The following is a 24,505-nucleotide window of genomic DNA, read 5'->3' on the forward strand; positions in this document are numbered from 1 at the left end:
CCCATGCTAACACGCCGTCAACCCATCCCTGGGGGCTCGATTATAAACTTCATCCATGAAGTTTATCCTACGGACCAGCTCAGCTGTTCAAATTCGTTCCTGACGAATTTGTCAGCATCCTGGCCTGCAACGGTTAGCTAAGGGTAAGTCGATTCTCACTTAGATTACTTGCGTCAATACTATATCCGCCTTTGTCGTTTACCCCGTCATCATACCGGCTAAATTCAGCCAGTAACCATTGCTGTCGCTATTACCAAGCTGCTGTGGTGCTTTGCCGTCCACATTAGCTTTAAACTTGGCCAGCCAGTCAAACGTACCGGTTTGTTGTGGGCTTAACCGTACTATATCCACCAAACCTTGCATAGTGCTAAGCTGATTTACCAGGTTGTAACGGTATCCTGATTGAGTTTGAATACCATTTAAAACAAAAACCTGACTGCCATCCTGGCTTGTAACTTCACGCCCCTGTGGGTAGTTAATGCAACAGAGTTCACATTGATCTTTACTGCGGTTCTCAGAGCGGGCGGTAAAGCAACGGCCACTCCAGGCCAGCGGCAAATGGCCCAGCGCAAATACTTCAGTGCTAAAACAGTCACGAATATCACTAATGATACTTTGGCTTAACACGTCACTTAACCACTGGCTTGATAACTCTACCGGCATTACCCAGCGGGTTAATCCCATACTCACCAGGCGACGCAGCGCATGCTGGTTATAGCAGTTGATTGCTGCGCCGGCGACAAAAGGCAAACCTTGATCCTGCAGCATGCTAATCGCACCCACATCGTTGGCTTCAATTAAAAACTCACCGTTATCAACGTATTTACGTAATTCCCGCAGCTCACCGGGCGCTTCATATAATGTCATGGATGATAAGCACACCTGCTTCCCAGCGTCGCGCAGCATTTGCGCCAAGGCAAAGTAGTCTTCAAATTTTAACTCACGTCTTTTGCTACAAACTGTTTCACCTAAATAGACAATATCAATGTCGCTGGCGGCGACCTCCCGGTAAAATTGCAGTATTTGAGCTTTGGGCCAGAAATAGAGAACTGGGCCTAGTGAGAATTGCATGTGGTTATTTCCATTTTCTATGATAAGCGCCCAGGGTCGTCTGGCTGCCTTCGGAAAGCGCGGCCAGAACTTGTTGCCATTGTGGTTGTACACGAAAATGATCTGGCGCACTTAACACCGCATCGATGGCGGCACGCCAGACTCTAGTAATTTGCGCGACATAGGCCGGACTGCGCTGCCGGCCTTCAATTTTTAGTGACTTAATTCCTTCAGCATGAAGTTGCGGCAGTAAGTCCAGTGTGTTTAAGCTGGTAGGCTCTTCCAGCGCATGATAAGTGTCATTGCCGACATTAAACCGGCCTTTGCACAGCGTCGGATAACCGGCGGTTTCATTCGGCGCAAAACGGTCAATTAAAATGCCGTTTAAACGTGACTCCAGAGTGCCATTGTTGTCCTGCCAGTCTACAAACGCCGCCGGGGAGCACGCCCCCGCCGTATTGGGTGACTGACCGGTCATGTAGGAGCTTAAGTAGCAGCGACCTTCGGCCATAATGCACAGGCTGCCAAACGCGAACACTTCAAGATCTATATCACAGCTTTTGGCGAGCGCCCGAACCTGTTGCATTGATAATACCCGCGGCAGAACCACCCGGCTGATATCAAACTGGCGATAGAAATTGATGGCGGCGGCATTGGTTGCAGACGCCTGCACCGACAAATGCCGTTCAAGTTTAGGGTAGCGCTGCGCCGCATAAGCCAGTACCGCAATATCGGCCAGGATCAGCACATCAGCACCGGCGTTAGCAGCCATATCTACGGCATATTGCCAGCGTTGATAGTTGTTCGGATGGGCAAAGGTATTAATGGCTACGTGTAGCTTTTTGCCATGCTGATGCACAAAGCAGGCTGCGTCTTTAAGCCTGGCTTCGTCAAAATTCAATCCTGCAAAATGACGGGCATTGGTGTCATCTTTTAAACCGATATATACCGCATCCGCACCATGTTCAATTGCAGCCTTTAATGCCGGCATACTGCCAGCAGGACAGAGCAGCTCCATGTATTGCCTCTTGAGTTAATTATCAACCTCAGCTACCTCCGACAGGGAATAGCTGCACGGCAAATATTGTGGTTTTATTATAGAAGAATAATGAATAGGAATGCTTTTATATGTTTGATATTAAAAGAGTTAACTCTAAGTTGGTATCAGGACTACCTACAATGTTGCGCCAGCTTACCTGCTATGCTCCCGAACGGTTGCAAGCTGGAATGATACAGTTGGCATTAAACCAATTTTTCCAGTCAGAGCTTAGCGCAGGCGAGCTGAACTTTATGCAGCATAAGATACTGCAGATTGAGGTCAGTGATATTGGTTTGCAATTTGGGATCAGTCTTGATGGCTGCAAGTTAAAGGTGGTGTTGCGACCGTTGCAGTACAACTTATTGTTAAAAGCCGAACTTGCGGATTTTGTTGCCATGATCAGTAACCAGGCCGATCCGGATACGCTGTTTTTTCGTCGTCGCTTGCAAATGTTAGGCGACACCGAGCTGGGTTTGTACTGCAAAAATCTGCTCGATAGCATTGGCCCAGAGCGATTGCCGCTGCCCGTGTCCACAAGCCTTAACTGGTTGGCGCAGCAACATGCTGCGTTAGCGCAAAGTCAGTTAGCTGCTGATCAGTGCAGTGAGAACCAGCAACACAATTAATGAGGTTAAGATGCAAACCGTACAATGGGATCCTAAATTAATCAGTAAGTATAACATTAACGGCCCGCGATATACGTCGTATCCCACGGCATTGGCGTTAAACAGCAGCTTTGACCCGGCACTGATAGCAACCGCTATTGCTCAGAGTCCGAATGAGCTAAGCCTGTATTTGCACATCCCATTTTGCCACAAGCTTTGTTACTACTGCGGTTGTAATAAGGTTATTACCCGGCATCAATATAAAGCCGATAACTATCTGAATGCCTTAGCGCAGGAAATGGCGCTGTATGCCCCCTTGCTGCAGAGCAAACAGATTAATCAGCTGCATTTAGGTGGGGGTACCCCCACCTTTTTAACCGAAGTTCAGCTAAGCCGGTTGATGGACTTGTTGCACCAGAACTTTGCTATTAATAACGATGCTGAAATCAGTATTGAAATTGACCCACGTAGCTGCAGTGACAATAAATTACGCTATTTACGCACCCTGGGGTTTAACCGGGTGAGTTTCGGGGTGCAGGATTTAGACGAGAAAGTACAAATTGCTATTAATCGGGTGCAGGATACTGATTTAATTCGCCACCAGGTGCAGCTTAGCCGTGAGCTCGGTTTTAGCTCAATTAATCTGGATTTAATTTACGGCTTGCCGTTTCAGCAACCGGCCAGCTTCGCCCAAACGGTTGATGAAATTATCCGCCTTAACCCGCACCGTATTTCATTGTTTAGCTATGCCCATATTCCCGAGCGCTTTGCCGCCCAGCGTAAAATAGCCGATAGCAGCCTGCCAGATGCGCCATTAAAGCTGGAACTGATGCAGCTGGCGATTGAGCGTTTTGTCGCTGCCGGTTATCAGTTTATTGGTATGGACCACTTTGCCAGGCCAGACGATACCTTAGCCAAAGCACAGCCGGCAGGTAAGCTGCAGCGCAATTTTCAGGGTTATACCACCGCGGGGCAAGACGCTTTAATTGGCCTTGGCGTATCCAGTATTAGCCAGGTAAATGGCGTACTGTGGCAAAACAGCAAAGAGTTGCCTGCCTATTATGCTGCCATTAGTAACGGCCAACTCCCCACCGAGCGCGGTTTTAGTTTAAATGCCGATGATAAAATCCGCGCAGCGTTGATCAGCCAGTTAATCTGCCACTTTGAGCTTGATATAGAAGCGTTTAGTCAAAAGTGGTGCATTGATGGTTTTTGGCACTACTTTGCCGAGGCACTAGAACGGCTTCAGCCCTTTATGGAAGACGGCCTGGTTGAGGTATACGCCGGGCGAATTAAAGTAACTGACAATGGCAGGCTCTGGGTGCGAAGTATCTGCGCCAGTTTCGACGCCTATTTAACCCAGGGCCAACAGCGCTATTCGAAAGTGGTGTAATTCGGTAAGGGCGCCCGTTTGTTGTTAAATACAATGGCGCCCGAAGGATAAACATTGGATGAACTGGGCGCAAATATACGCCCCAATATTCGTTAATAGAGCGCCACTAACTCGCCGGCTTTATTAAAGGTCAGAAAATCGGCAATCATGCCGCCCTGAATTTTTTCAGTCATCATTTTAAGTGGCTGGCTGGCCTCATCACTGTTTGGGGCAAAGCTGCCGCGCCCCGCAATTGCTGAGACAAAAGCGATATCCCAGTCAATACCGGTTTTTTCAGATTCTGCTACTAAAGTACTGAATTCGACGACTTCGTCAGGCAGTTTATCTACACACAGCACCGGCGCTAAGGCGCCCCCCTGGCCATTTTCAAAGTTATTTTTCTGGCTATCGGTAAAACCATTGGGCAATTCGGCTTTAGCAAATACAAACAGTAAGCGCTGCGGCTCATCCTGAATGCTGGCAGCGCGGATCAAGTCGGTGTAGGATTCAATATTCATAAAAAACGCTCAGTAAGAATTTGAGCCAGTGTATCAAATCCGTGGAGCACTAAGATGTGGTTTTAAGGGGTAAAGGTTTTACCCCAGATGGGGTAGGGCTCAAGCATTTTAGTCTACTAGCAAAGCGCGTTCAGTTTAGTTTGGTGTTAAATAACGCCGCAATCAGATCCGACTGCGTTATAACTCCCACCAGCTGCTGCTGTGCATTAAGCACCGGGATATGGTGCAGGCCCTGATCTGACAACATGGGTACCAGTGCCGCAATATGATCGTCTTCATGGGCAACCGTCAGTTTGGTCACCATAATCTCTGCCACTTTACGTTTGTATTGTTTATTGTGGCGGTTTTTTAAAAGCAGCTGATTAACATGGCGCAGTAAGCCCCAGTAGTGTGGGACCTGCAAGTTTTTAAGAAAATCTACTGTCGATACCACACCCAGCAGTTGCTGCTGGCTATCAGTAACCGGAAGCATACTGATTTTATGTTTGCGCAGCAGCTGCCAGGCAGCAGCAACAGCTCTATCTGGTTCAACTGTAATTAAATCACGCGACATAATATCACCACAGCGTATTTCGCCACTTTTACGCTGATAAGCATGCAGTTGTGCTTGATGATATAAGCGTTCTAAATCCTGCTCGCTAATATCGACTACGGTATCAAAGCTATTTAAAGCGTCGAGTAAATCCTCTGGTTGTAAGCCGAGGCGTTTAAGCGGAGATTGATCGTGATGCAGATGCACTGGATCAAATTTCTGTGACGTGAGTTGCATACCCCGTTTTAGCCAGAATTTTTGTAATAACATGGCAACCGCCAGCATCACAAAAACGTTTAACGCTACCGGGTAGAGTAAAAAGTCATAGCCGAGTACCGAATCGGTTGAGGCAATTACTGGTACCAACGCCGTGGCGCCGCCTGGTGGGTGCATACATTCAAAAATGTACATGACAAACAGCACGCAACCAATGGTCATTGCAGCCATCAGGGCCAGATCAGTAAACAGATGCGAGCAGATAAGGCCTACTGCAGCGGAGATAAGATGGCCGGCTGCAAATGACCAGGGTCTGGCCAATGGGCTGTTTGGTAAGCCAAATAACAATACGGAGGACGCGCCCATAGAGGCCAGCAGCACTATAGTGCTGGCGGTATCGGCCAGTTGCAGGCTAATAAAGGTGACGATAAACAGTGCTATAAATGCCGCGAAAGCTACCTTTAACCGCTCGGTTAGTGGTATGGCGGATAGTCGCTGGCTGTCATGTTTAATCAGGCCCAGTTGGGCCAGCATCATACTTAGCAGGTTTTTTGCTTTAGTTTGCAAAGGCAAATCCGGTATTTGCACCAAAGGGGGGCAAGTATAAGCAGTAAGCATAAAAAAAGACACCGCTGTTAAAAGCGGCGTCTTTAAAGTGAAGCCGGTTAGCTTTAAATCAGCTAGGCTGCTGCAATGGTTGCACGGCAGCGTTACTGTCAAACACCCCTTTAACCACCTGCCAACTTACTGCTAAGGCGCCGATGATAAAGATCACATCGCCCACCGTGCGAACCCAGCGCAGTGTTTGCAGTATATCGCTTTGCATAAAGGCTTCGCTGCGGGCATACCATAAGCCTTCTGTGGCGCTGGCATAAAACTGAATAAAGCCAATGGGCAGCAGGCTGGTAAACAGCATCAGCAATAAGCCACCGTTCATCCACCAGAATGCCGTTTTCATCAGCTTTTCATCAAATACCAACTGCGGTCGGATATAGCGCAGGATTAACAGGCAGAAGCCAAGTGCCAGAAAACCATAAACCCCAAACAACGCAGCGTGAGCGTGGGTTGGTGTGGTATTTAAGCCCTGCAGGTAATACAGTGCGATAGGTGGGTTAATCATAAAACCAAACACGCCGGCACCAAGCATATTCCAAAACGCTACGGCAACGAAAAACATCAGTGGCCATTTTATATCACCCATCCATGGCGCTTTATTCTTTAAGCGCCAGTTTTCCCAGGCTTCATAGCCAAGCACCACCAGTGGTACTACTTCCAGTGCACTAAAAGTAGCGCCGACTGCCATTACCGGCGTAGTGGTGCCAGCAAAATACAGGTGGTGGAAGGTACCCGGTATACCGCCTAGCATAAACAATGAGGCTGATGCCAGGCTGGCGCTGGTCGCGACGGTGCGCGACACCAGTCCCATGCTATGAAAAATAAATGCCAGTGACACAGTGGCGAACACTTCAAAGAAACCCTCTACCCACAGGTGAACCACCCACCAGCGCCAGTATTCCATTACTGATAAATGGGTACGCTCGCCATAAAACAGGCCGGCACCGTAGAACAAACCGACACAAATGACCGAAGCAGCAAATAACGCCAGTAGGTTTTTATCACCCGGTGCTTTAAACGCCGGCACAATAGCCCGCAGCATTAACAGCAGCCAGAACAATACGCCAACGTATTTAATAATTTGCCAGAAGCGGCCAATATCGATGTATTCATAGCCCTGATGGCCAAACCAGAAACATAAATGTTCCGGCATAATTTGCATAATGGCAAAGTAGTTACCGGCAAAGGAGCCAGCCACCAGCACCACCAGCGCCCAAAACAGTATATCTACGCCCAGTTTTTGGTACTTAGGATCTTTGCCGCCGTTAATTATCGGTGCTAAAAATAATCCTGCTGCCAGAAAGCCCGTCGCTATCCAGAACATTGCTGCCTGAATATGCCAGGTACGAGCCAGGCTGTAGGGTAGCCATTCAGTCGTGTTTAGTCCGTAAAAACCATCACCTTCAACGGTATAGTGCGCGGTGAAACCGCCGAGCATAACTTGCAAGGTAAATAAGGCGACGACCACCAGAATATATTTACCCAGAGACTTTTGCGACGGCGTTAGTGTTAAGCGGGCAATAGGATCTAACTTAGGTGTTTCGGGCTCTTCTTCATCATGTTTGCGTAAAAATGCCCAGCCCCAGATCAGGGCACCTACCCCGGCGATCAGTAAAATAATACTCACTAACGACCAGATCAGGTTCTCTGCAGTAGGACGGTTATCAATTAACGGCTCGTGCGGCCAGTTATTGGTATAGGTCGCGCTGCCCGCGGTTCTTTCCGTGCTGGCGGCCCAGGCCGTCCAAAAGAAAAACTGGGTCATTTCTTCGCGGCGTTTCAGTGAGGGCAGGGTATTGTTTTTCATCGCATAGTTAGCGCGAGTCTGGCTTAGCGAACTGTCATCGCCAAATAAGGCAATGTAATGCTCAGCGGTTTGCGAAATCGCAAGTGCTCGTCTGTCGCTAAGCAACAGGGTGTCAGTTGCTTTATCGTAGCTGTTACGGCGATACGCCTGTTTTAACGCAAATTGCAGTGCATTCTGCTCTGCTGCATTAAGCTCAGCATAGTGCCGTCCATACTCGTCTTGCGCGGCTAATTCCAACCAGGCCATTAGTTCACGATGCAGCCAGTCGGCAGTCCAGTCTGGTGCCTGGTAGGCACCGTGCCCCCAAATTGACCCAAGCTGCATGCCACCGACAGATTGCCAGGCGGTCTGGCCGTTTAAGATAGTCTCATTAGTCATCAGCACTTGCCCTTGCTGATTAACCACCTTAGCCGGGATTGGCGGCGCTGAGCGGTACACCTCAGCACCAAAATAGCCCAGCACCGAGAAGGTAATGGCTAAAATGGCAATTAACAGCCACCAGAGTTTACGATATCCGGCCATATAGCCCCCTTAAGATAATTATGTTGTCGCGCCAAAGTGTCATTTTTCACTCCTGTTTTTTATCGGCAGAGCTTTACCCGCCAGACCAGCCATTACAAAAATCAAGCCAGAATTTAAGTTGTTGTTTTAAATGAATATATATTATTTTATAGCAGGTTGGGGTGGTTTTGACCTGAGCAATGTCGGGTGAAATATACTTAGCAGGTTAAAAATACCCAGGGTGATAGGCTGATGGTGATTTCTACCCCTTTGGCGATATAGGCATAGCAATAAAGTTGCTCTAAGGTAGTGGCCAGGTAGTAACCAGGCAGTAGCCAGTTAGTGAAGACGGAACGCAAGAATGGAATATTATTTACCGCTTAAACACTTACATATGTTGTGTGCTTATTTGAGTGCAACCTTGTTTATTGGTCGACTCTTGTTGGATATGCTGGGTAAACCAACCTGGCGGCATAGTCCATTGCGCCATTTGCCACATATTAATGACACCTTGCTATTAACCTTAGCTTTTACGCTTTTGGCAATAGGGCCCTGGCAGCCTTTTGCTCATCAGTGGCTGGGGTTTAAAATTCTGCTATTACTGGGCTATATTGGTTTTGGCGTAGGGGCGTTAAAACAAAGCCTTACAATGCCAACCCGCGCGATCTGCGCGGTGCTGGCATTGGCTCAGCTTGGTGGTATTTTTTATCTGGCGCGGTTTAAACCATTGTTGTTTACTCTTTCATAGTGGCGCAGCCCATGCTCTTGCCGCCGACCGCTACTAAAGGCTGATACCCGCTTTAAATAGCCAATAACCCGGGTGCCGTAGTCAATATCGTCACTGCCGCATGCCTGGCAGGCGCACAAAGTACGTTTGTCGATGGTTTCGCAACGGTTGCAGATGGTGATTTTGACATTGACGCAAAAATAATTGCAACCGGTGCGGGCAGCGATATTCAGCAGTTGCAGATAACCATTCTGATCCAGTTTTTCCTCCAGATTTAAATGCAGGGCTGAACCACCGTCGAGGTAATCCAGTAGCTCACGGCCGTGCAGTTGAAATTTATCCAGGGTATTGCTTTGTTCATCCTCTACCACGTAAAAATACGAATTATAACAATCGCGCGGCACCAGGTAGCCATCCTCCCGGTCCCATTTAGCATTCTTAACGCCAAGGTTTTCTGCCGGCACAAATTCGGTGTTAAACATGTAGCCATATTCAGCTTTAGCCAGTTTATTAGCATCGAAAATAACTTTTAACTGCTGTTGCACAAAACTGATATAGGCCGGATTATTGCCGGCAACCAGCCCTTGCGATTCAGCGGCTTCCACCATGCCATTAATTCCAATGGTTAAAAACTGCTTATCCAGGCTGATAAAGCCAGCGTCATATACGGTCAACAGGCCTGCATCCTGGTACTGCTCCATGACTTTGCGATAGGCCACCTGATACTTATGAATTTTACTGATCTCGGTGGCTAAATCCCGGCCATCCTGCACCAGCCGGTTCATATTAACGGTTATAACGTTAATAGAGCCGGTGGCGACCCCGCCTGCTCCAAGCGAATAAGAGAAGGTATTATCGCTGATTTCACTGCGCAGCCTGCAGCAACTGGCCAGTGAGTCGGCGTTTTCTGACTGATAAATAAAGAAAGCGTTACCGGCAGCCATTTCCCGGGCAATATCGTTAGCAAATGCACTATCTTTACACTGGCCATTATCGGTTAGCATGGCAACGGTGACGACCGGAAAGGTCAATACCGTTTTTTCTCTTTCTTTATTAAACCACTTTAAAAAGTATTGCTGTAAAGCTGATACTGATTGCCACTCTGGCTTTACAAAATCCGGAAATACAAAATTGCCAAACATGCTGTCAAAGTAGTGCTGATCGTAAATTGAGATATTCCAGAACACGCTTTGATAGCCCCGCGCTGCCGCTGGCTGATTTAGCGCATACACCACATGCTGCAAATGATTGGCAATTTGCTTAGGGTGGGTTTTTAAGTAGTTATCGCCATAGTCTTTGCGGGCGAAGTAATCAAAGTACGTTAAAAACTCTACTGTTGCTACAGCACCGGCAAATTGGCTGGACACAGCAAATACAAAGTTTACAAAACAACCACAAAACGATTCAAGATGTTTTGGTGCTTGCGACTCGCCCCCCAATTTTGTTAAACCATCCCGTAAAAACGGATACATGGTTACTGACACACAGTAAGGTTTTAAGCTGGTTTCATCGTGAACATATATCTCGTGATCAGTGATTTGCCGCAGGTATTCAGCAGCCAGTTCAGCGCCAAATAGTTCACTGATTTTATTGCTGATCAGTGCCCGGTTAACCTGAATAAACTGATCTTTCATCAGTTCGGCTTCCAGCGTTGCAATATTTTTCTGGGTAACGTTGGCATTGGCATCCAGCTTAGAGCCATCCGCGGCATTGGTGGCATGCAGATAATTATCAATAAAGCTTAGCTTCTGTTGGAGTTGGTCAAAGTTTAGCGCTTGCATCGTAAATTCCTCGGCAGGTTATTGTCGGGTAAAAAGAGAGTTCAGGCATTCGCCTGTGCGTAAATCGGTAAAAATCTGGTTAGTGTCGGGGCTACTAAGGCCGCCGCGCTCCTGAAGCCAGCGACCGGTTTTCAGGTAAGTCAGCTGTTGTTTTAAATCAGGACTGACATCATCCAGGCCGGTATACAAACAGGTATGCAAGCCGGCGGTGCGGGCCAGCGTTAACAGTGCCAGTAAATGCTGGGGCTGCCATTCGCCGCCTAAAAACAGCACACAGCTAATTAAGCCCTGATAGCTTTGCAGGCGGTGACTAAAGTAGTCGGGGGTTAGCAGGCAACCGATATCGGCGCGCCAGCTGTAGCTGCTGTGGCAGCCTTTACAGCCGAGCGGGCAGCCAGCAATAGTAAAGGCCAGTGATACTTCTCCCGGCACTTCCTGAAAGACGATTTGTTCATCAGTAAATCTAAGCATTTGACCCTCTATATAGTGCGTTTATTTTTTTATGGCACTAGATGTTGTGTTTCAGCTTAGTCTTCCCAGCGGTGTGAAACTTGATCCAGATCACGTTTTTATAGTGCGGCAAGGGGCAGCATGGCGACAGGGCGCAGCATTATTGGTTTTGCTACCCCATTGGGAGTAGTGGCGCAAATATGCGGTGAAAAAGTCTTGCGGGCATAAAAAACCGCCCATTCCAAAGTGGAGGGCGGCAGAGGACCAACGCTGCTTATATGCTGTTTTGCAACAGCGCAGGGTTGGCTGTGGAGCTGGGAAACGTAATCGCTACGGCTAAGCTTAAATTCTTCTGCGTTAGGCGGTGTATCTATGGTTGATAGCTAAGCATCAACCAGACCTTAGTGGTATCCACCGCCAGGTTGTAGGCCTGATAATGTGCCAGTTTGACCAGGGCAGATAATTGCTTGTTAACCGCATAAGTGGCACTGGCATTCCATTCATCGCCATATTTGCTGCTAGCAACATCGCTGTCAAAGCGGTGATAGGCCAGGGTAAGCGCAATATTATTTAATTTTCCGCTGGCTTGCAGCCAGTTATCGCGCAGGCCGGTATTAGGCGTGTTTAAAAACAGATCGGCAAAACCCGAAAAAGCATGCAGGGTAGCCAGCGGGGTTTGAAACGCACTCTGGCTATTACCGGCTAAACGCTCCTGGCCGGCTTGCAGCGTCAGGTTATCGAAGGCCCAGTTAACACTCAGACGATGGTAGTGATGGCTGACGTTCAGCGGTGTATTATGCGCATCGTCTTGCTTTGCCAGCGCCAAGTGCCAGCTCAATTTTGGACCGGTTGTTAACTTGCCCTGATAATCGATACCCACAGTGCGGCTGCTGCGCGCAGCCCAGCTATCAAATTCAAAATCATAGCCAAATGCGGCCAGTTGATGGGCCGGGTTAACCTGCCATTGCAGCAGGGCAGTATTAAAACTGCCGTTTCGGTCGGCAGCGGCGCCTTTGGGGCCAAACACCCGGTTTACGTTATGGTAATGGCCCAGTTCAGCATTTATTTTTTCCCCAAACCCTTGTTGCAAGCGATATCCATCCAGTGTTTGCTCATTCTGGCGCCAGCCAACCCCGCCTAAAAAGCGTTGGTTCATATGGTTTACTAATTGGCGTCCGGCGCTAAAGGTGGTACCACTGTTATTGGCGTAGCGCAGCAATGCCTGGTTAACATCGGTACCTTCAGGGTCGGCGACTATGCTGTAATTTGTATTGCCATTTACTGTGCTGTTGTAATTGTCATTACCCAACACACTGACATTATCCAGTTGCACTAACGCGCTAAAGCCATAAGCGTTGCCGCTGTTAACGGTTAAGCGGCTGCGCAGGGTAGAGGCTATCGCATCGTCCAGCGCGTTGTCCTGGTCGACATATTCCAGACGATAACGAAAATGCACTGCAACACTGCTTTGTTTAACAGCGTCAGACAATTCGTTATGGGTATTGGCGCTAACCGGTGTTGGCAGCAAAGAGGCAGATAACGCTAAAGTAATTGCAAAAGGTAAAGCAGAAATAGCGGTTTTCATGGTGTAGCTCCAAACGGCAGATGATGGAGTGATCCTAGCCTGAAAAAGATTTTTTTATAATTAGGTTAAGGGGTTACCTCGTTGTTGGTAGCGTTGTGCCGTAGTTTAAATTAACCATGAAAAAAGACGCCGGCGGCTTAGACTGCACCGGCGCCTTACGTTAGGCTGGCTTACTGTTGCCTGAAGTTGACGGGTTACTGCATTAACGGCGAGGCTGACAATTTAAAATCGTAACCTGCTATTTCTGCTTCAACAATCAGTGTATGAATATACTGCGCCACCGCTTTGCGCCGTACTTTTTCGTTCAGATATTCTGCAATTTTCTGCTGTACCGCTTTAAACGGTAATAACTGACCCGGTACTTTGCGGGCTATAAATACCACGTGAAAACCATAACGGCTCTCGATGGCGTTTGGTAACAGGCCCGGCTCAGCACTGAACAGTTGCCGCTCAAACTCAGGTACGGTCTGGCCCCGGTTTATCTGACCAAGGCTACCGCCCGTTTCTTTTGAAGGGCAAGCAGAGTAATGCTTTGCCAGTTCAGCCAGGCTGGCACCTTGCTGTAACTGGCTGATTAACGCTTCTGACAATGTCTTGGCTTCCACTCTGGCCTTGTCATCCTCTGGCGCGGCAGCCAGCAATATATGGCTTACCTCAACCAGTGGCGAGCTCTCAAACCGCCCCGGATTTAACCGGTAATATTGCTCGCACTCATCAGTGCTGGCGGTGGGAATATCGACTTCCTGTGCCAGCAATTGCTCTAAAAAGTCATCCTGGCTGGTAGCGGCGCCGTCGTTCGCAATGTTCAGCCCCAGCGTTTTTGCGCGCTGGCGCAACAATTCAGCAATTATCAGTGACTCTGCCGACTTAAGCATGGCGTCACGTTGTGACTGAGCCGGGTGATACTGCATTTCTGCCAGAATATCTTTTTCCGGGATCTGAGTGTGGTTAACCTGAATCATATAAAATGCTCCTGTACTCGGAAAATTGCGGTGGCTATTTCGCGCCGAAGCGACGACGTACAACCTGATAATTGCGGCCTAAGTAGCCCACCGGTACGCTCCAGATATGTACCAGCCGACTAAACGGGAACAGTACAAACAACGTGATACCCCAGAACACGTGCGCCTTGTATATCCAGTGCAGGCCGTCAATAAATTCAATAGCCTCTGCCGGTCTGAAGGTTAGCAGGTAACGTGACCAGCTCATTAATCCTTTCATTACGTAACCATCCATGTGACCGGTGGAGACGAAAATGGTCAGAATACCTAAAATAAGTTGCCAGTAAATGAGTAATAAAATTAATGTATCCATCAAAGAGCTGCTGGCTCTGACCCGTGGGTTAAACAGCCGGCGATACACGAGCAACGTCAGTCCGATAAAACAGATAACGCCGAAAATACCCCCCACACCCATAGCAATTAACTGTTTAGTTGCCAGAGAGATCCCGAACAACTCCCACACTTCGTAGGGAATGACCAGACCGGCAAAATGGCCGGCAAAGATCATAATGATGCCGATATGGAAAAACACACTGGCGAACCGAAAGTATTTTTTATCCAGAAGCTGACTGGACTGGGCGCGCCAGGTATATTGCTCTCTTTCATAGCGCATAATACAGCCCATAAAGAATATCGCTGTTGCGACGTAGGGATAAATACCAAATAACAACATATCAATAAATTTCATCGCTAGACTCCTGACGGAATATTAGAGCTTTTTGGCTGCGAAGCATCAGACCACTGCACCGGGACGTATTGGTCGCGCCGCTGGGTTTCAGTCGGTTTACTGGTACTGGCACAACCGTCTTTTTCGGCGCCAGGACCAAATGTCACCATTTCTTCTTCCCACACTTTATCCAGCGCTTCGTTGGTATGGTCGGGCTTCTCACTTTTTAACTGTTCGCGCAGCGGAGCCAGTTCTACCTTAACTCCGGAGAGTTCAAGTAGCGCGGCAAACAACGCCTGATAATTACTGTCACGTTGCTCTAAACGACATTGCAACACTGACAGAATATGCGCCACTTCAGCTAAACCTAACCGGGCATTTTCCTCGCCCTGGGTGCTTAGAAATTCCAGGTATAGCGGAATATAATCGGGTAGTTCCCGCACCCCAATCTCTAAACCAGCCTCTTGATACTGTGCCATTAAATCAACCATGGCCTGGCCGCGATCCCGCGATTCGCCATGCAAGTGTTCAAATAACAGCAGAGACAATGAGCGGCCCCGCTCAAACAGGCCATCATATTCTGACTGCCAGTCCATAATGTCACTTTGGGCACGCTCAGTAATAAAAGCGCTTAGCTGTTGTTGCTTTGCAGCCGATAAATCGGCTTGTTTAACAATGGCCAGTAAATCGTTACCAGCGTCTTGTAACTGAGGTTGCGGATAGTCCAGCAACAGTGAAATGACTCGAATGATATCCATCGTTTACTCCTTCATCGTCACTGGAATGACTTTGCGAACACCTTTGGTGGTGCCGCCAAAAATATTCAGTTTGCTCTCGCCGCCGGCACAGCCATTGCCAAAGCTAAAGCCACAATCGCTCTTCATATCGTATGCATTTTCAGCATAAGCCCGGTGACTGGTAGGGATAACAAAGCGGTCTTCGTAATTTGCCAGCGCCATGTAGCGGTACATTTCCTCTACTTGCACTGCGGTTAAACCAACCTGGGTTAATACCTCCAGATCTTCCACGCCATCTACCTGCTGAGAGCGTTTAAATGCGCGCATTGCGATCATTCGCTCCAGTGCGCGGACTACCGGTTCTTCATCACCAGCGGTAAGCAAATTGGCCAGGTAACGCAGCGGGATCCGCAGCGATTTTAAGTCCGGAATTTCACCATTCATTCCAACATGCCCGGCCTGCACCGCACTTTGAATGGGGGATAGCGGTGGCACATACCAGACCATGGGTAGTGTCCGGTATTCCGGGTGTAACGGCAGGGCGACTTTCCACTGCATCGCCATCATATACACCGGAGAACGCTGCGCCGCTTTAAGCCAGTTATCGGTAATACCTTCAGCTTTGGCCGCTGAAATAACATCGGGGTCGAATGGGTCGAGGAAGATATCCAGTTGTGCCTGATATAAATCTTTCTCGTTTGGCGTGCTTGCGGCACTGGCAATTTTATCAGCGTCGTACAGCAACACACCTAAGTAGCGAATACGCCCCACGCAGGTTTCTGAACATACGGTGGGCTGTCCGGCTTCAATCCGCGGGAAACAGAAAGTACATTTTTCCGACTTACCACTTTTCCAGTTGTAGTAGATTTTTTTGTAGGGGCAGGCCGAAACGCACATGCGCCAGCCGCGGCATTTGTCCTGATCAATCAGTACTATGCCATCCTCTTCGCGCTTATAAATAGCACCGCTTGGGCAGGCGGCGACACACGCCGGATTCAGGCAATGTTCGCACAAACGGGGCAGGTACATCATAAACGTTTTTTCAAACTGGCCGTAAATATCCTTTTGCACGACTTCGTTAAAGTTCTGATCTTTTTTACGTTTAGCAAACTCAGTACCAAGAATTTCTTCCCAGTTTGGACCCCATTCAATTTTCTCCATCCGCTGACCACTGATCAGCGAGCGTGGCCTGGCAACGGGCTGGTGTTTGGTATCACCGGCGTTATGCAGGTGCTGGTAATCAAAATCGAAGGGTTCATAGTAATCATCAATTTCGGGCAAGTCGGGGTTAGCGAACAGGTTGGCCAATACCCGCAACTTGCCACCAATTTTAGGAACCAGTTTGCCGTTTTTCTCGCGAGTCCAGCCGCCTTTCCATTTATCCTGATTTTCCCAGTCTTTCGGATAACCAATACCGGGCTTGGTTTCAACATTGTTAAACCAGGCATATTCTGCGCCTTCGCGCGATGTCCAGACGTTTTTGCAGGTGATGGAGCAAGTGTGGCAACCTATGCACTTGTCTAAATTCAGCACCATGCCTATTTGGGCTCTAACTTTCATATTGCTTACTCCAACCTTATTTAGTATCCAGCCAGTCAACTTTGCTCATTTTACGCACCACCACGAACTCGTCGCGGTTACAGCCGACCGTACCGTAGTAATTAAAGCCATAGGCTTGCTGTGCATAGCCGCCAATCATATGGGTGGGTTTCATTACCGCGCGGGTCACCGAGTTATGGATACCACCGCGACTGCCGGTCATTTCTGAACCCGGTATATTTACAATCCGCTCCTGAGCGTGATACATCATGCTCATGCCCTCGGGCACGCGTTGTGACACCACCGCTCGTGCTGAGATTGAACCGTTAACGTTGAATATTTCTATCCAGTCGTTATCTTCAATATCCGCGGCTTTGGCATCAATTTCGCTAAGCCAGACAATAGGGCCGCCGCGTGACAGCGTTAGCATTAACAGGTTGTCAGAGTAGGTACTATGAATGCCCCACTTTTGGTGTGGCGTAATCCAGTTAAGCACTATCTCTTTGTTACCATTAGATTTTTTATTTAACACTGGTTCAACAGTTTTTAGATTAATCGGCGGCTTGTAGCTGCACAATTGCTCACCGAAGTCGCGCATCCATTCGTGATCCTGATAAAACTGCTGGCGGCCGGTAATGGTGCGCCATGGGATCAGCTCGTGCACGTTGGTATAACCTGCGTTGTACGACACATGTTCATCTTCCAGCCCCGACCAGGTAGGAGAGCTAATGATTTTGCGCGGCTGCGCCACGATATCGGCAAAGCGGATTTTCTCGTCTTCTTTTGGTAATGCCAGGTGGGTATGGTCGCGCCCGGTCATTTTACTCAGTGCAGCCCAGGCTTTAACGGCTACCTGGCCGTTCGTTTCCGGCGCTAGCGATAAAATCATTTCACAGGCGTCTATGGCACTGTCAATTTTAGCCATGCCTTTGTTAACGCCCTCATCGGTGTGCACCCGGTTTAACTGACGTAAAAAATCTACTTCAACCTTAGTATCCCAACCGATGCCTTTGCCGCCATTGCCAAGTTTTTCCAGCAACGGTCCAACCGATGTAAAGCGGGCATAGGTATTGGGGTAGTCGCGCTCTACCACATTAATATGTGGCATGGTCATACCCGGAATAGCCTCACATTCGCCTTTCCACCAGGCTTTTACGCCGTAGGGTTGTGCCAGCTCGGCCGGGGTATCGTGGTGCATCGGTGTGGTAACCACATCGGTCTCTACCCCCAAATGCCCGACAGATGCTTTTGAAAACGCTTTAGCAATGCCTTTAAATATTTCCCAGTCACTGCGGGCTTCCCATACCGGGTCTATGGCAGCCGTTAACGGGTGAATAAACGGGTGCATATCCGAAGTATTCATATCGTCTTTTTCATACCAGGTAGCGGTTGGTAGCACGATATCGGAATACAGACAGGTCGTGGACATCCGAAAATCCAGCGTTACCCATAAATCGACTTTGCCTTCAGCGCCATCGTCAGTCCACTCAATGTCCTGCGGCTTTTTACCGCCAAACTCGCCTAAGTCTTTGCCCAGTAAACCATGTTTCGTACCCAGCAAATGCTTCAGCATATATTCATGGCCTTTGCCGCTGGAGCCCAGTAAGTTCGAGCGCCAGATAAACATATTGCGCGGGAAATTTTGCGGGCTTTCAGGCTGCTCACAAGCAAATTTAATTTTGCGGTTTTTCAGCTGATCCAGTACATAATCTTTTAGCTCAACTCCAGCCGCTTTGGCTTCTGCTGCGAGCCCCAGCGGGTTTACTCCCAGTTGCGGCGCTGATGGCAACCAGCCCATCCGCTCGGCGCGGGCGTTAAAGTCAAGAATACTGCCGCTCCATTTTTCTTTATTGGCCAGAGGAGAAATAATTTCTGTCATGTCCAGTTTTTCATAACGCCACTGACTGGAGTGATTGTAAAAGAACGAGGTACCGTTCATATGACGAGGCGGGCGTTGCCAGTCAAGGGCAAAGGCCAATGGCGTCCAGCCGGTTTGTGGGCGCAGTTTTTCCTGACCAACATAATGCGCCCAGCCGCCGCCACTTTGGCCGATACAGCCGCACATCATCAGCATATTAATCAGGCCGCGGTAATTCATATCCATGTGGTACCAGTGGTTCAGTGCCGCACCCACGATCACCATCGAACGCCCACGTGTTTTGTCTGCATTTCGAGCAAATTCGGTAGCAACGCGGATCACGTCATCTGGTCGGACACCGGTAATGGCTTCCTGCCAGCCTGGGGTGTAAGGCACATTGTCGGTGAAGGATTTAGCGCGGTTTTCATCACCGATACCGTTATCTACCCCGTAGTGCGCCAGCATTAAATCAAATACAGTGGCAACCAATACGCTGCTGCCATCGGCTAACTCAACACGCTTGGCCGGAATTTTCCGGATTTGCACATCATCATGCGCAGTATGCTGAAAATACTGATACTCGTGCGGTGCGCCACCAAAGTAAGGAAAGCCAACATCAACCAATTCATCATGGCCATCTTTCAGCGTTAACTGCAGTTCCAGTTCGCCGTCTTTGTCTTTTTGTTCCAGGTTCCATTTACCACTTTGACCCCAGCGATAGCCAATAGCACCATTGGGACTGGTTAAGCGGCCATCTTTATTCAGGGCAATGGTCTTCCAATCCGGATTATTATCTTCGCCTAAGTTATCGACTAAATCGGCCGCACGTAAAAAACGACCCTGTGTCAGGTGTTTATCACCGGGCTCCAGCATAACCAGCATCGGCATATCCGTTGTGCGGCGGACATAGTCAGTAAAGTAGGCGCTGGGGTTATTAACATAGAACTCCTGCAAAATAACATGGCCAAAAGCCATAGCCAGTGCGGCATCTGTACCCTGACGTGGCGCCAGCCAGGTATCACCAAATTTTGACGCCTCAGAATAATCTGAGGTAATGACGCAGGTTTTGGTGCCTTTGTAGCGCACTTCAGTTAAAAAGTGAGCATCCGGGGTGCGGGTCTGTGGCACATTCGAGCCCCAGACAATAATGTAGTTTGAGTTATACCAGTCGGCAGACTCGGGCACGTCGGTTTGCTCGCCCCATACCTGCGGTGAAGCAGGCGGTAAGTCACAATACCAGTCGTAGAAGCTTAAACAGTTACCACCAATTAATGATAAATAACGGGCTCCTGCCGCATACGACACCATTGACATGGCAGGGATAGGCGAGAAGCCGGTTACCCGATCCGGACCATACTTTTTAGTGGTATAAACGTTCGAGGCAGCAATAAGCTCGTTTACTTCATCCCAGGTTACCCGGATAAAGCCACCTAAACCGCGGCGTTCTTTGTAGCTTTTTGCCTTTACCGGATCGGAAACAATAGATTCCCAGGCTTTAACCGGATCAGCGTGCTGCGCTTTAGCTTCACGCCACAACATCATCAGTTGTTGCCGCATTTTGGGGTACTTCAGCCGGTTGGCACTGTATATATACCAGGAGTAGCTGGCGCCGCGCGGGCAGCCCCGCGGTTCGTGGTTTGGTAAGTCTGGACGGGTGCGCGGGTAATCAGTTTGCTGGGTTTCCCAGGTGACCAGTCCATTTTTAACATATATTTTCCAGCTGCAAGAGCCGGTGCAATTAACCCCGTGGGTAGAACGGACAATTTTGTCGTGCTGCCACCGTTCACGATAGCCTTGCTCCCAGCGGCGATCTTGCTCGGTAGTAATACCGTGCCCGTCGGCAAAGGGTTCTTTCCGTGATTTAAAATAGCGTAGTTTGTCGAGAAGGTGACTCATATATGGCTCCTGGTCTTATCCGGCATGAACAGATGTCTTGCTCGTCTGATATGCACACTATAGAAACAACAGGCCGATGATGCTTGATTTGGATCAACGTCGCTACAGGGCTAAATGCATGATAAAAAACAGAAATACCTACAAGGTGGTAGTGCGTAGTGTGGCTGGATGGCTGACAATAGTGGCTGTTCTACCCCCGCAGGTGTAGAGATTAAAAAAAACACTACCCTGGCGGGAAAAAAGAGGTAGCTCAATTGTGCCCGCTATTTTGAGGGGTGTTTCGGCTGTATTTAGTAGTATTGCGGCATAATAACGAATAAACAGGTATGCTTAAGTTGTTAAAAAGCGGAGTGGTTATGCGACAGTTTTCAATGGTTACCCGGATTAATATTGCGCTGGCATGCATCGTCACCCTGGCGATCGGCACTATGCTGGCATCGTACTGGTTGTCAGATAAAGCCGACAGTGATGCCCTTGCTGTCAATGTCGCCGGTTCATTACGAATGCAAAGTTATCGGGTTGCCTGGCTGGCAATGCAGCCAGATGAGCAAAAGCTGCAGGAAGCAACAACCCAATTTAATCAAAGCTGGCAACATCCGATATTCACTCGCTTTACGCAACATGCTGAAATAGCAAAGCAATTTAATACCGCTAAGCAGCATTGGCAACAACTTGAACCGCAAGTCACCCAGCGCACGCTTACTTTAGGGCAAATGGAGCAAGCATTAGGGCGGCAAATGGTGTTGCTGGAGCAGCTGGTGTCTTTAATTCAGCAAGATGCTGAAGATAAAATCCGTAGTTTTCGTACATTGCAGTTAATAGCATTGTTGGCAACCGTATTATTGTCAGCCATCGTGATTTACTGGGTGAAGGTGATGGTGCAACAGCCGTTGGAGGAGTTAATTAAAGGCGCGCGGCAAGTGGCGATGGGTGATTTTACCAAAAGAGTCAGTGTGGTAAATAACGACGAACTTGGCGCGCTGGCGCATAGTTTTAATAAGATGAGCGATTCTATTTCGTATATGTACGGTAACCTGGAAAAGCGCGTCGACGAGCAGACTGAAGCGCTGAAACATTCAAATACCACCTTACGTTTTTTATATAATACCGCACAGAGAATTAGTGAACATGTTCCAGAGTATCTGGATTTTACTCAAATAATTGCTGAATTAAAAACGGTAGTGAAAGTAGACAACCTGGAGCTGTGTTTGTTTACGAAAGAGGGCGACAAGCCTTATATGCAAGTGTTACCGGGTGACAGTGAATCAGATCCTTGCGCACAGAAAAATTGCGGTGATTGTTTGAGCTCGCCGCAGCCCTCGGGCTGCAGCAGTGATATCTATAATTATTTGTTGCAGCGAGACCAGAAAAAATATGGGGTGTTGGTCGCGCGTATCGATGAAGGTCAAGAGTTAGCGCTGTGGCAGCAAAAGTTGCTGGCGGCGGTAGCGGATCAACTAGCGCTGGCAATGAGTTTAAAATCTGAGGAAGAGCAGGTTCGGCGCCTGGCATTGATGCAGGAACGTACTGTAATTGCACGTGAATTACATGATTCATTGGCGCAGGCACTTTCTTATTTGAAAATTCAGGTGACCCGATTAAATAAAGCGACACAAAAGGACGATAAAGATACCATCGCTGATGTGTCTGCTGAGTTAAAACAGGGTTTAGATGCGGCCTACCGGCAGCTACGTGAGTTATTGACGACCTTCCGGCTTAAAGTTGATGGTAGCGGTTTGCACAGTGCGCTGCAGATGACTGCAAAACAGCTTAGTGAGCAGTCGGGTATGCAAATAAAGCTTAATTATCAGTTAACCAATGTTCCGTTAGCACCACATGAAGAGATCCATCTGCTGCAAATTATCCGTGAGGCCAGTCAAAATGCGGTACACCATAGTGCTGGTACCGAGGTTGTTATTAATTTACAACAACAAGAAGATCAATCGATCGTGTTGTCTATTGAAGATAATGGCGTTGGTATTCCGCAATCAGCCGAAAAAATGAATCACTATGGTCTGGCAATTATGCAGGAACGCAGTAAGCACTTAGGCGGTGAGATTGAGATTAAACGCCGTAATGCAGGTGGTACCGGCGTTTATTTCAGTTTTACACCTGGGTATCTGATGCAACAGCAAAGCGCATAATGTACTACCTGAAAAGACCGACGTGGTAAAACGCGTTAATGGCAGTCTGATAGAGATTGAGCGTGTTGCTTTTAAAAGCAACACGCTCGCGCTGTTTAAGCGGTGTGATATGAGTTTGATTATGGATTATAAAACTCACCATTTTTGCGTAAGTAAAAAAACCAGTTAACTAACAAACACAGAGCATAGAAAATCGCGAAACCCACCATGGCGTATTCTGGCGTCGCGGCTTTAATTTGCTCACCCAGCACCTGTGGAATATAAAACGCGCCATAAGCAGCGACAGCTGATGTCCAGCCTAATACCGGGCCGGCTTGCTCTTTGGGAAACACCACGGCAATGGTCCGAAAAGTAGAGCCATTACCAATACCACTGGCGGCAAATAACCCTAAAAATATCAGAAAAAAGGGCACAAAGTACTGTTCGGGAGTGGCACTTTGATACGCCAGTTGCATATAGTAAGCTGCGCCTAACGCACATAGCACCATTACCACCGAGCAAAGTTGTGTCACGAAAGCGCCACCCAATTTATCAGCAATCCAACCGCCAACAGGACGAATTAGTGCGCCAACAAAGGGCGCAATCCAGGCGTACGTTAGGGCACTGGGGCCATTCGGATTAGACGTATTATGAGTCATTACGCCATCGACCATGATGTGGCTATAGCCAAAAATCACTTTAATAGACAACGGAAAAGCAGCAGCGAAACCGATAAACGAGCCAAAGGTCATGACGTACAGCACACTCATTACCCAGGTATGTTTGTTATTAAAGATTTTGTACTGGCGATCCAGGCTGGTGCGAATGGCGCCAGGCAACAGCTTTAATAAAAACACGGTGGCAAACAAGATGGCTATCAGCACGATCTCTTTCGGAATGCCAAAGCCGGAACCATTAGCCGACTCCGGCAAAATTAACCATAAACCGGCAATAGAGGTAATAAAACCAATGCCCAGCATTGCCAGGATAATACTGAACGACTTTGCAGCAGAAGGCAGCTTGGGGGTGACTTCTTCGGTATGTATATTGTTAGTGCCAAACCAGAGTAAAAAGGCCAGTGGGATTAGCGTAATTAGCCAGGCAAAACCTGCGTTTTGGATCCAGCTTTCGGTGCCCGCGGGGATAATACCGGTAACGGTACCGCTTGCTTTTTCAAGAACCATCGGCTCACCGCCGCCAAGTAAGGTGAACACGCCGTAAGACATGAAAATAGGCACCAGAATTTGTACCGTGGTGACACCAAAGTTACCCAGACCAGCGTTTAAACCCAATGCTAAGCCTTGCTGTTTTTTCGGGAAAAAGAAGCTGATATTTGACATTGATGAGGCAAAATTACCACCGCCAATACCCGAAAGCAGCGCCATTAGCTGAAACACCCACAGCGGTGTGTCGATACTTTGCAGCGCCAGTCCGGTGCCAACGGCAGGGATCATGAGCAAACTGGTAGTAAGGAACAAGGTGTAACGCCCGCCACACAAACGAACAAAGAAGCTGGAGGGAATACGCAGCGTTGCACCCGTTAAGCCGGCAATTGCAGTGAGGGTGAATAACTCGGCGGTACTGAACGGATAACCCACGTTGAGCATTTGTACGGTGACAATACTCCACAACATCCACACCCCAAAGCCACAGAGCAAACTAGGGATAGAAATCCACAGGTTGCGATTCGCAATTCGCTTACCGGTTGTTTGCCAGAAGTGTTCATCTTCTGGTTGCCACTGTTTAAGATCTGACATAGGTCACTCCTGTTAAAAGCCTTTTTAGCGTAAGGAACTATGCAGGGCGATGAGCAATGTCACAATGTATCTTCGGTGTTAGCACCTTAAGCCAGGAGGTTAGTTGTAGGTACCTATAAGGTGGTAGAC

18 protein-coding genes are annotated in these 24,505 nt (G+C 48.4%); 4 read left to right on the plus strand and 14 right to left on the minus strand.

Annotation, left to right across the window (positions count from 1 at the left end; all coding sequences use genetic code 11):
* Nucleotides 1-198: 198 nt before the first annotated feature.
* On the minus strand, nt 199-1,071 hold the full coding sequence (locus ABY802_RS03285; protein WP_372625581.1) for a U32 family peptidase: 873 nt from the start codon (nt 1,069-1,071) through the stop codon (nt 199-201).
* A gap of 4 nt (nt 1,072-1,075) precedes the next feature.
* Nucleotides 1,076-2,068 carry a peptidase U32 family protein gene (locus ABY802_RS03290; protein ID WP_372625582.1) on the minus strand — a complete coding sequence of 331 codons (993 nt, stop codon included), beginning with the start codon at nt 2,066-2,068 and terminating at the stop codon, nt 1,076-1,078.
* 161 nt (nt 2,069-2,229) lie between these two features.
* Here ABY802_RS03290 and ABY802_RS03295 point away from each other — a divergent pair, with 161 nt between their 5' ends.
* Complete coding sequence (locus tag ABY802_RS03295) at nt 2,230-2,715, plus strand: SCP2 domain-containing protein (RefSeq protein ID WP_372625583.1); 486 nt, start codon at nt 2,230-2,232, stop codon at nt 2,713-2,715.
* A 10-nt stretch (nt 2,716-2,725) separates the two neighbouring features.
* The gene (gene hemN, locus ABY802_RS03300; RefSeq protein ID WP_372625584.1) at nt 2,726-4,087 is read left to right on the plus strand and encodes an oxygen-independent coproporphyrinogen III oxidase; all 1,362 of its coding nucleotides are present in this window, start codon (nt 2,726-2,728) and stop codon (nt 4,085-4,087) included.
* Nucleotides 4,088-4,179: 92 nt separating this feature from the next.
* On the opposite strand, the gene ABY802_RS03305 is transcribed toward hemN, so the two are convergent.
* The 3 genes from ABY802_RS03305 to ABY802_RS03315 form a co-directional block, all read right to left on the minus strand.
* Complete coding sequence (locus ABY802_RS03305) at nt 4,180-4,584, minus strand: ribonucleotide reductase subunit alpha (protein ID WP_372625585.1); 405 nt, start codon at nt 4,582-4,584, stop codon at nt 4,180-4,182.
* A 130-nt stretch (nt 4,585-4,714) separates the two neighbouring features.
* Nucleotides 4,715-5,899: an HPP family protein gene (locus ABY802_RS03310; RefSeq protein ID WP_372625586.1), complete on the minus strand. Its 1,185-nt coding sequence runs from the start codon at nt 5,897-5,899 to the stop codon at nt 4,715-4,717.
* 109 nt (nt 5,900-6,008) lie between these two features.
* A complete protein-coding gene (locus ABY802_RS03315) occupies nt 6,009-8,276 on the minus strand; it encodes a nitric-oxide reductase large subunit (RefSeq protein WP_372625587.1) in 2,268 nt (755 codons plus the stop codon).
* 340 nt (nt 8,277-8,616) lie between these two features.
* Here ABY802_RS03315 and ABY802_RS03320 point away from each other — a divergent pair, with 340 nt between their 5' ends.
* Entirely contained in the window at nt 8,617-9,003 is a 387-nt protein-coding gene (locus ABY802_RS03320; protein ID WP_372625589.1) for a SirB2 family protein, read from the plus strand.
* On the opposite strand, the gene nrdD is transcribed toward ABY802_RS03320, so the two are convergent.
* The 8 genes from nrdD to ABY802_RS03360 form a co-directional block, all read right to left on the minus strand.
* The gene (gene nrdD / locus ABY802_RS03325; protein ID WP_372625590.1) at nt 8,961-10,763 is read right to left on the minus strand and encodes an anaerobic ribonucleoside-triphosphate reductase; all 1,803 of its coding nucleotides are present in this window, start codon (nt 10,761-10,763) and stop codon (nt 8,961-8,963) included. The two genes, ABY802_RS03320 and nrdD, sit on opposite strands and share 43 nt — an antisense overlap.
* A gap of 18 nt (nt 10,764-10,781) precedes the next feature.
* Nucleotides 10,782-11,234, minus strand: a complete 453-nt coding sequence (nrdG, locus tag ABY802_RS03330) for an anaerobic ribonucleoside-triphosphate reductase activating protein (protein WP_372625591.1) — start codon at nt 11,232-11,234, stop codon at nt 10,782-10,784.
* Between the two features lie 349 nt (nt 11,235-11,583).
* Nucleotides 11,584-12,798, minus strand: a complete 1,215-nt coding sequence (locus tag ABY802_RS03335; RefSeq protein ID WP_372625592.1) for a hypothetical protein — start codon at nt 12,796-12,798, stop codon at nt 11,584-11,586.
* A 194-nt stretch (nt 12,799-12,992) separates the two neighbouring features.
* Nucleotides 12,993-13,760 carry a peptidylprolyl isomerase gene (locus tag ABY802_RS03340; RefSeq protein ID WP_372625593.1) on the minus strand — a complete coding sequence of 256 codons (768 nt, stop codon included), beginning with the start codon at nt 13,758-13,760 and terminating at the stop codon, nt 12,993-12,995.
* A gap of 34 nt (nt 13,761-13,794) precedes the next feature.
* Nucleotides 13,795-14,487 (minus strand): respiratory nitrate reductase subunit gamma, encoded by a 693-nt coding sequence (gene narI, locus ABY802_RS03345; RefSeq protein WP_372625594.1) that lies wholly within the window; start codon nt 14,485-14,487, stop codon nt 13,795-13,797.
* Between the two features lie 2 nt (nt 14,488-14,489).
* On the minus strand, nt 14,490-15,224 hold the full coding sequence (narJ, locus tag ABY802_RS03350) for a nitrate reductase molybdenum cofactor assembly chaperone (RefSeq protein ID WP_372625595.1): 735 nt from the start codon (nt 15,222-15,224) through the stop codon (nt 14,490-14,492).
* Between the two features lie 3 nt (nt 15,225-15,227).
* A complete protein-coding gene (gene narH, locus ABY802_RS03355; protein ID WP_372625596.1) occupies nt 15,228-16,763 on the minus strand; it encodes a nitrate reductase subunit beta in 1,536 nt (511 codons plus the stop codon).
* A gap of 16 nt (nt 16,764-16,779) precedes the next feature.
* Nucleotides 16,780-20,496: a nitrate reductase subunit alpha gene (locus ABY802_RS03360; RefSeq protein WP_372625597.1), complete on the minus strand. Its 3,717-nt coding sequence runs from the start codon at nt 20,494-20,496 to the stop codon at nt 16,780-16,782.
* A gap of 356 nt (nt 20,497-20,852) precedes the next feature.
* On the opposite strand from ABY802_RS03360, the gene ABY802_RS03365 reads away from it, so the two are divergent.
* Complete coding sequence (locus ABY802_RS03365; RefSeq protein ID WP_372625598.1) at nt 20,853-22,640, plus strand: ATP-binding protein; 1,788 nt, start codon at nt 20,853-20,855, stop codon at nt 22,638-22,640.
* 119 nt (nt 22,641-22,759) lie between these two features.
* On the opposite strand, the gene ABY802_RS03370 is transcribed toward ABY802_RS03365, so the two are convergent.
* Nucleotides 22,760-24,376, minus strand: a complete 1,617-nt coding sequence (locus tag ABY802_RS03370) for an MFS transporter (RefSeq protein WP_372625599.1) — start codon at nt 24,374-24,376, stop codon at nt 22,760-22,762.
* Nucleotides 24,377-24,505 lie beyond the last annotated feature (129 nt).

The organism is Arsukibacterium sp. (assembly GCF_041616895.1).
Lineage (GTDB): Bacteria > Pseudomonadota > Gammaproteobacteria > Enterobacterales > Alteromonadaceae > Alishewanella.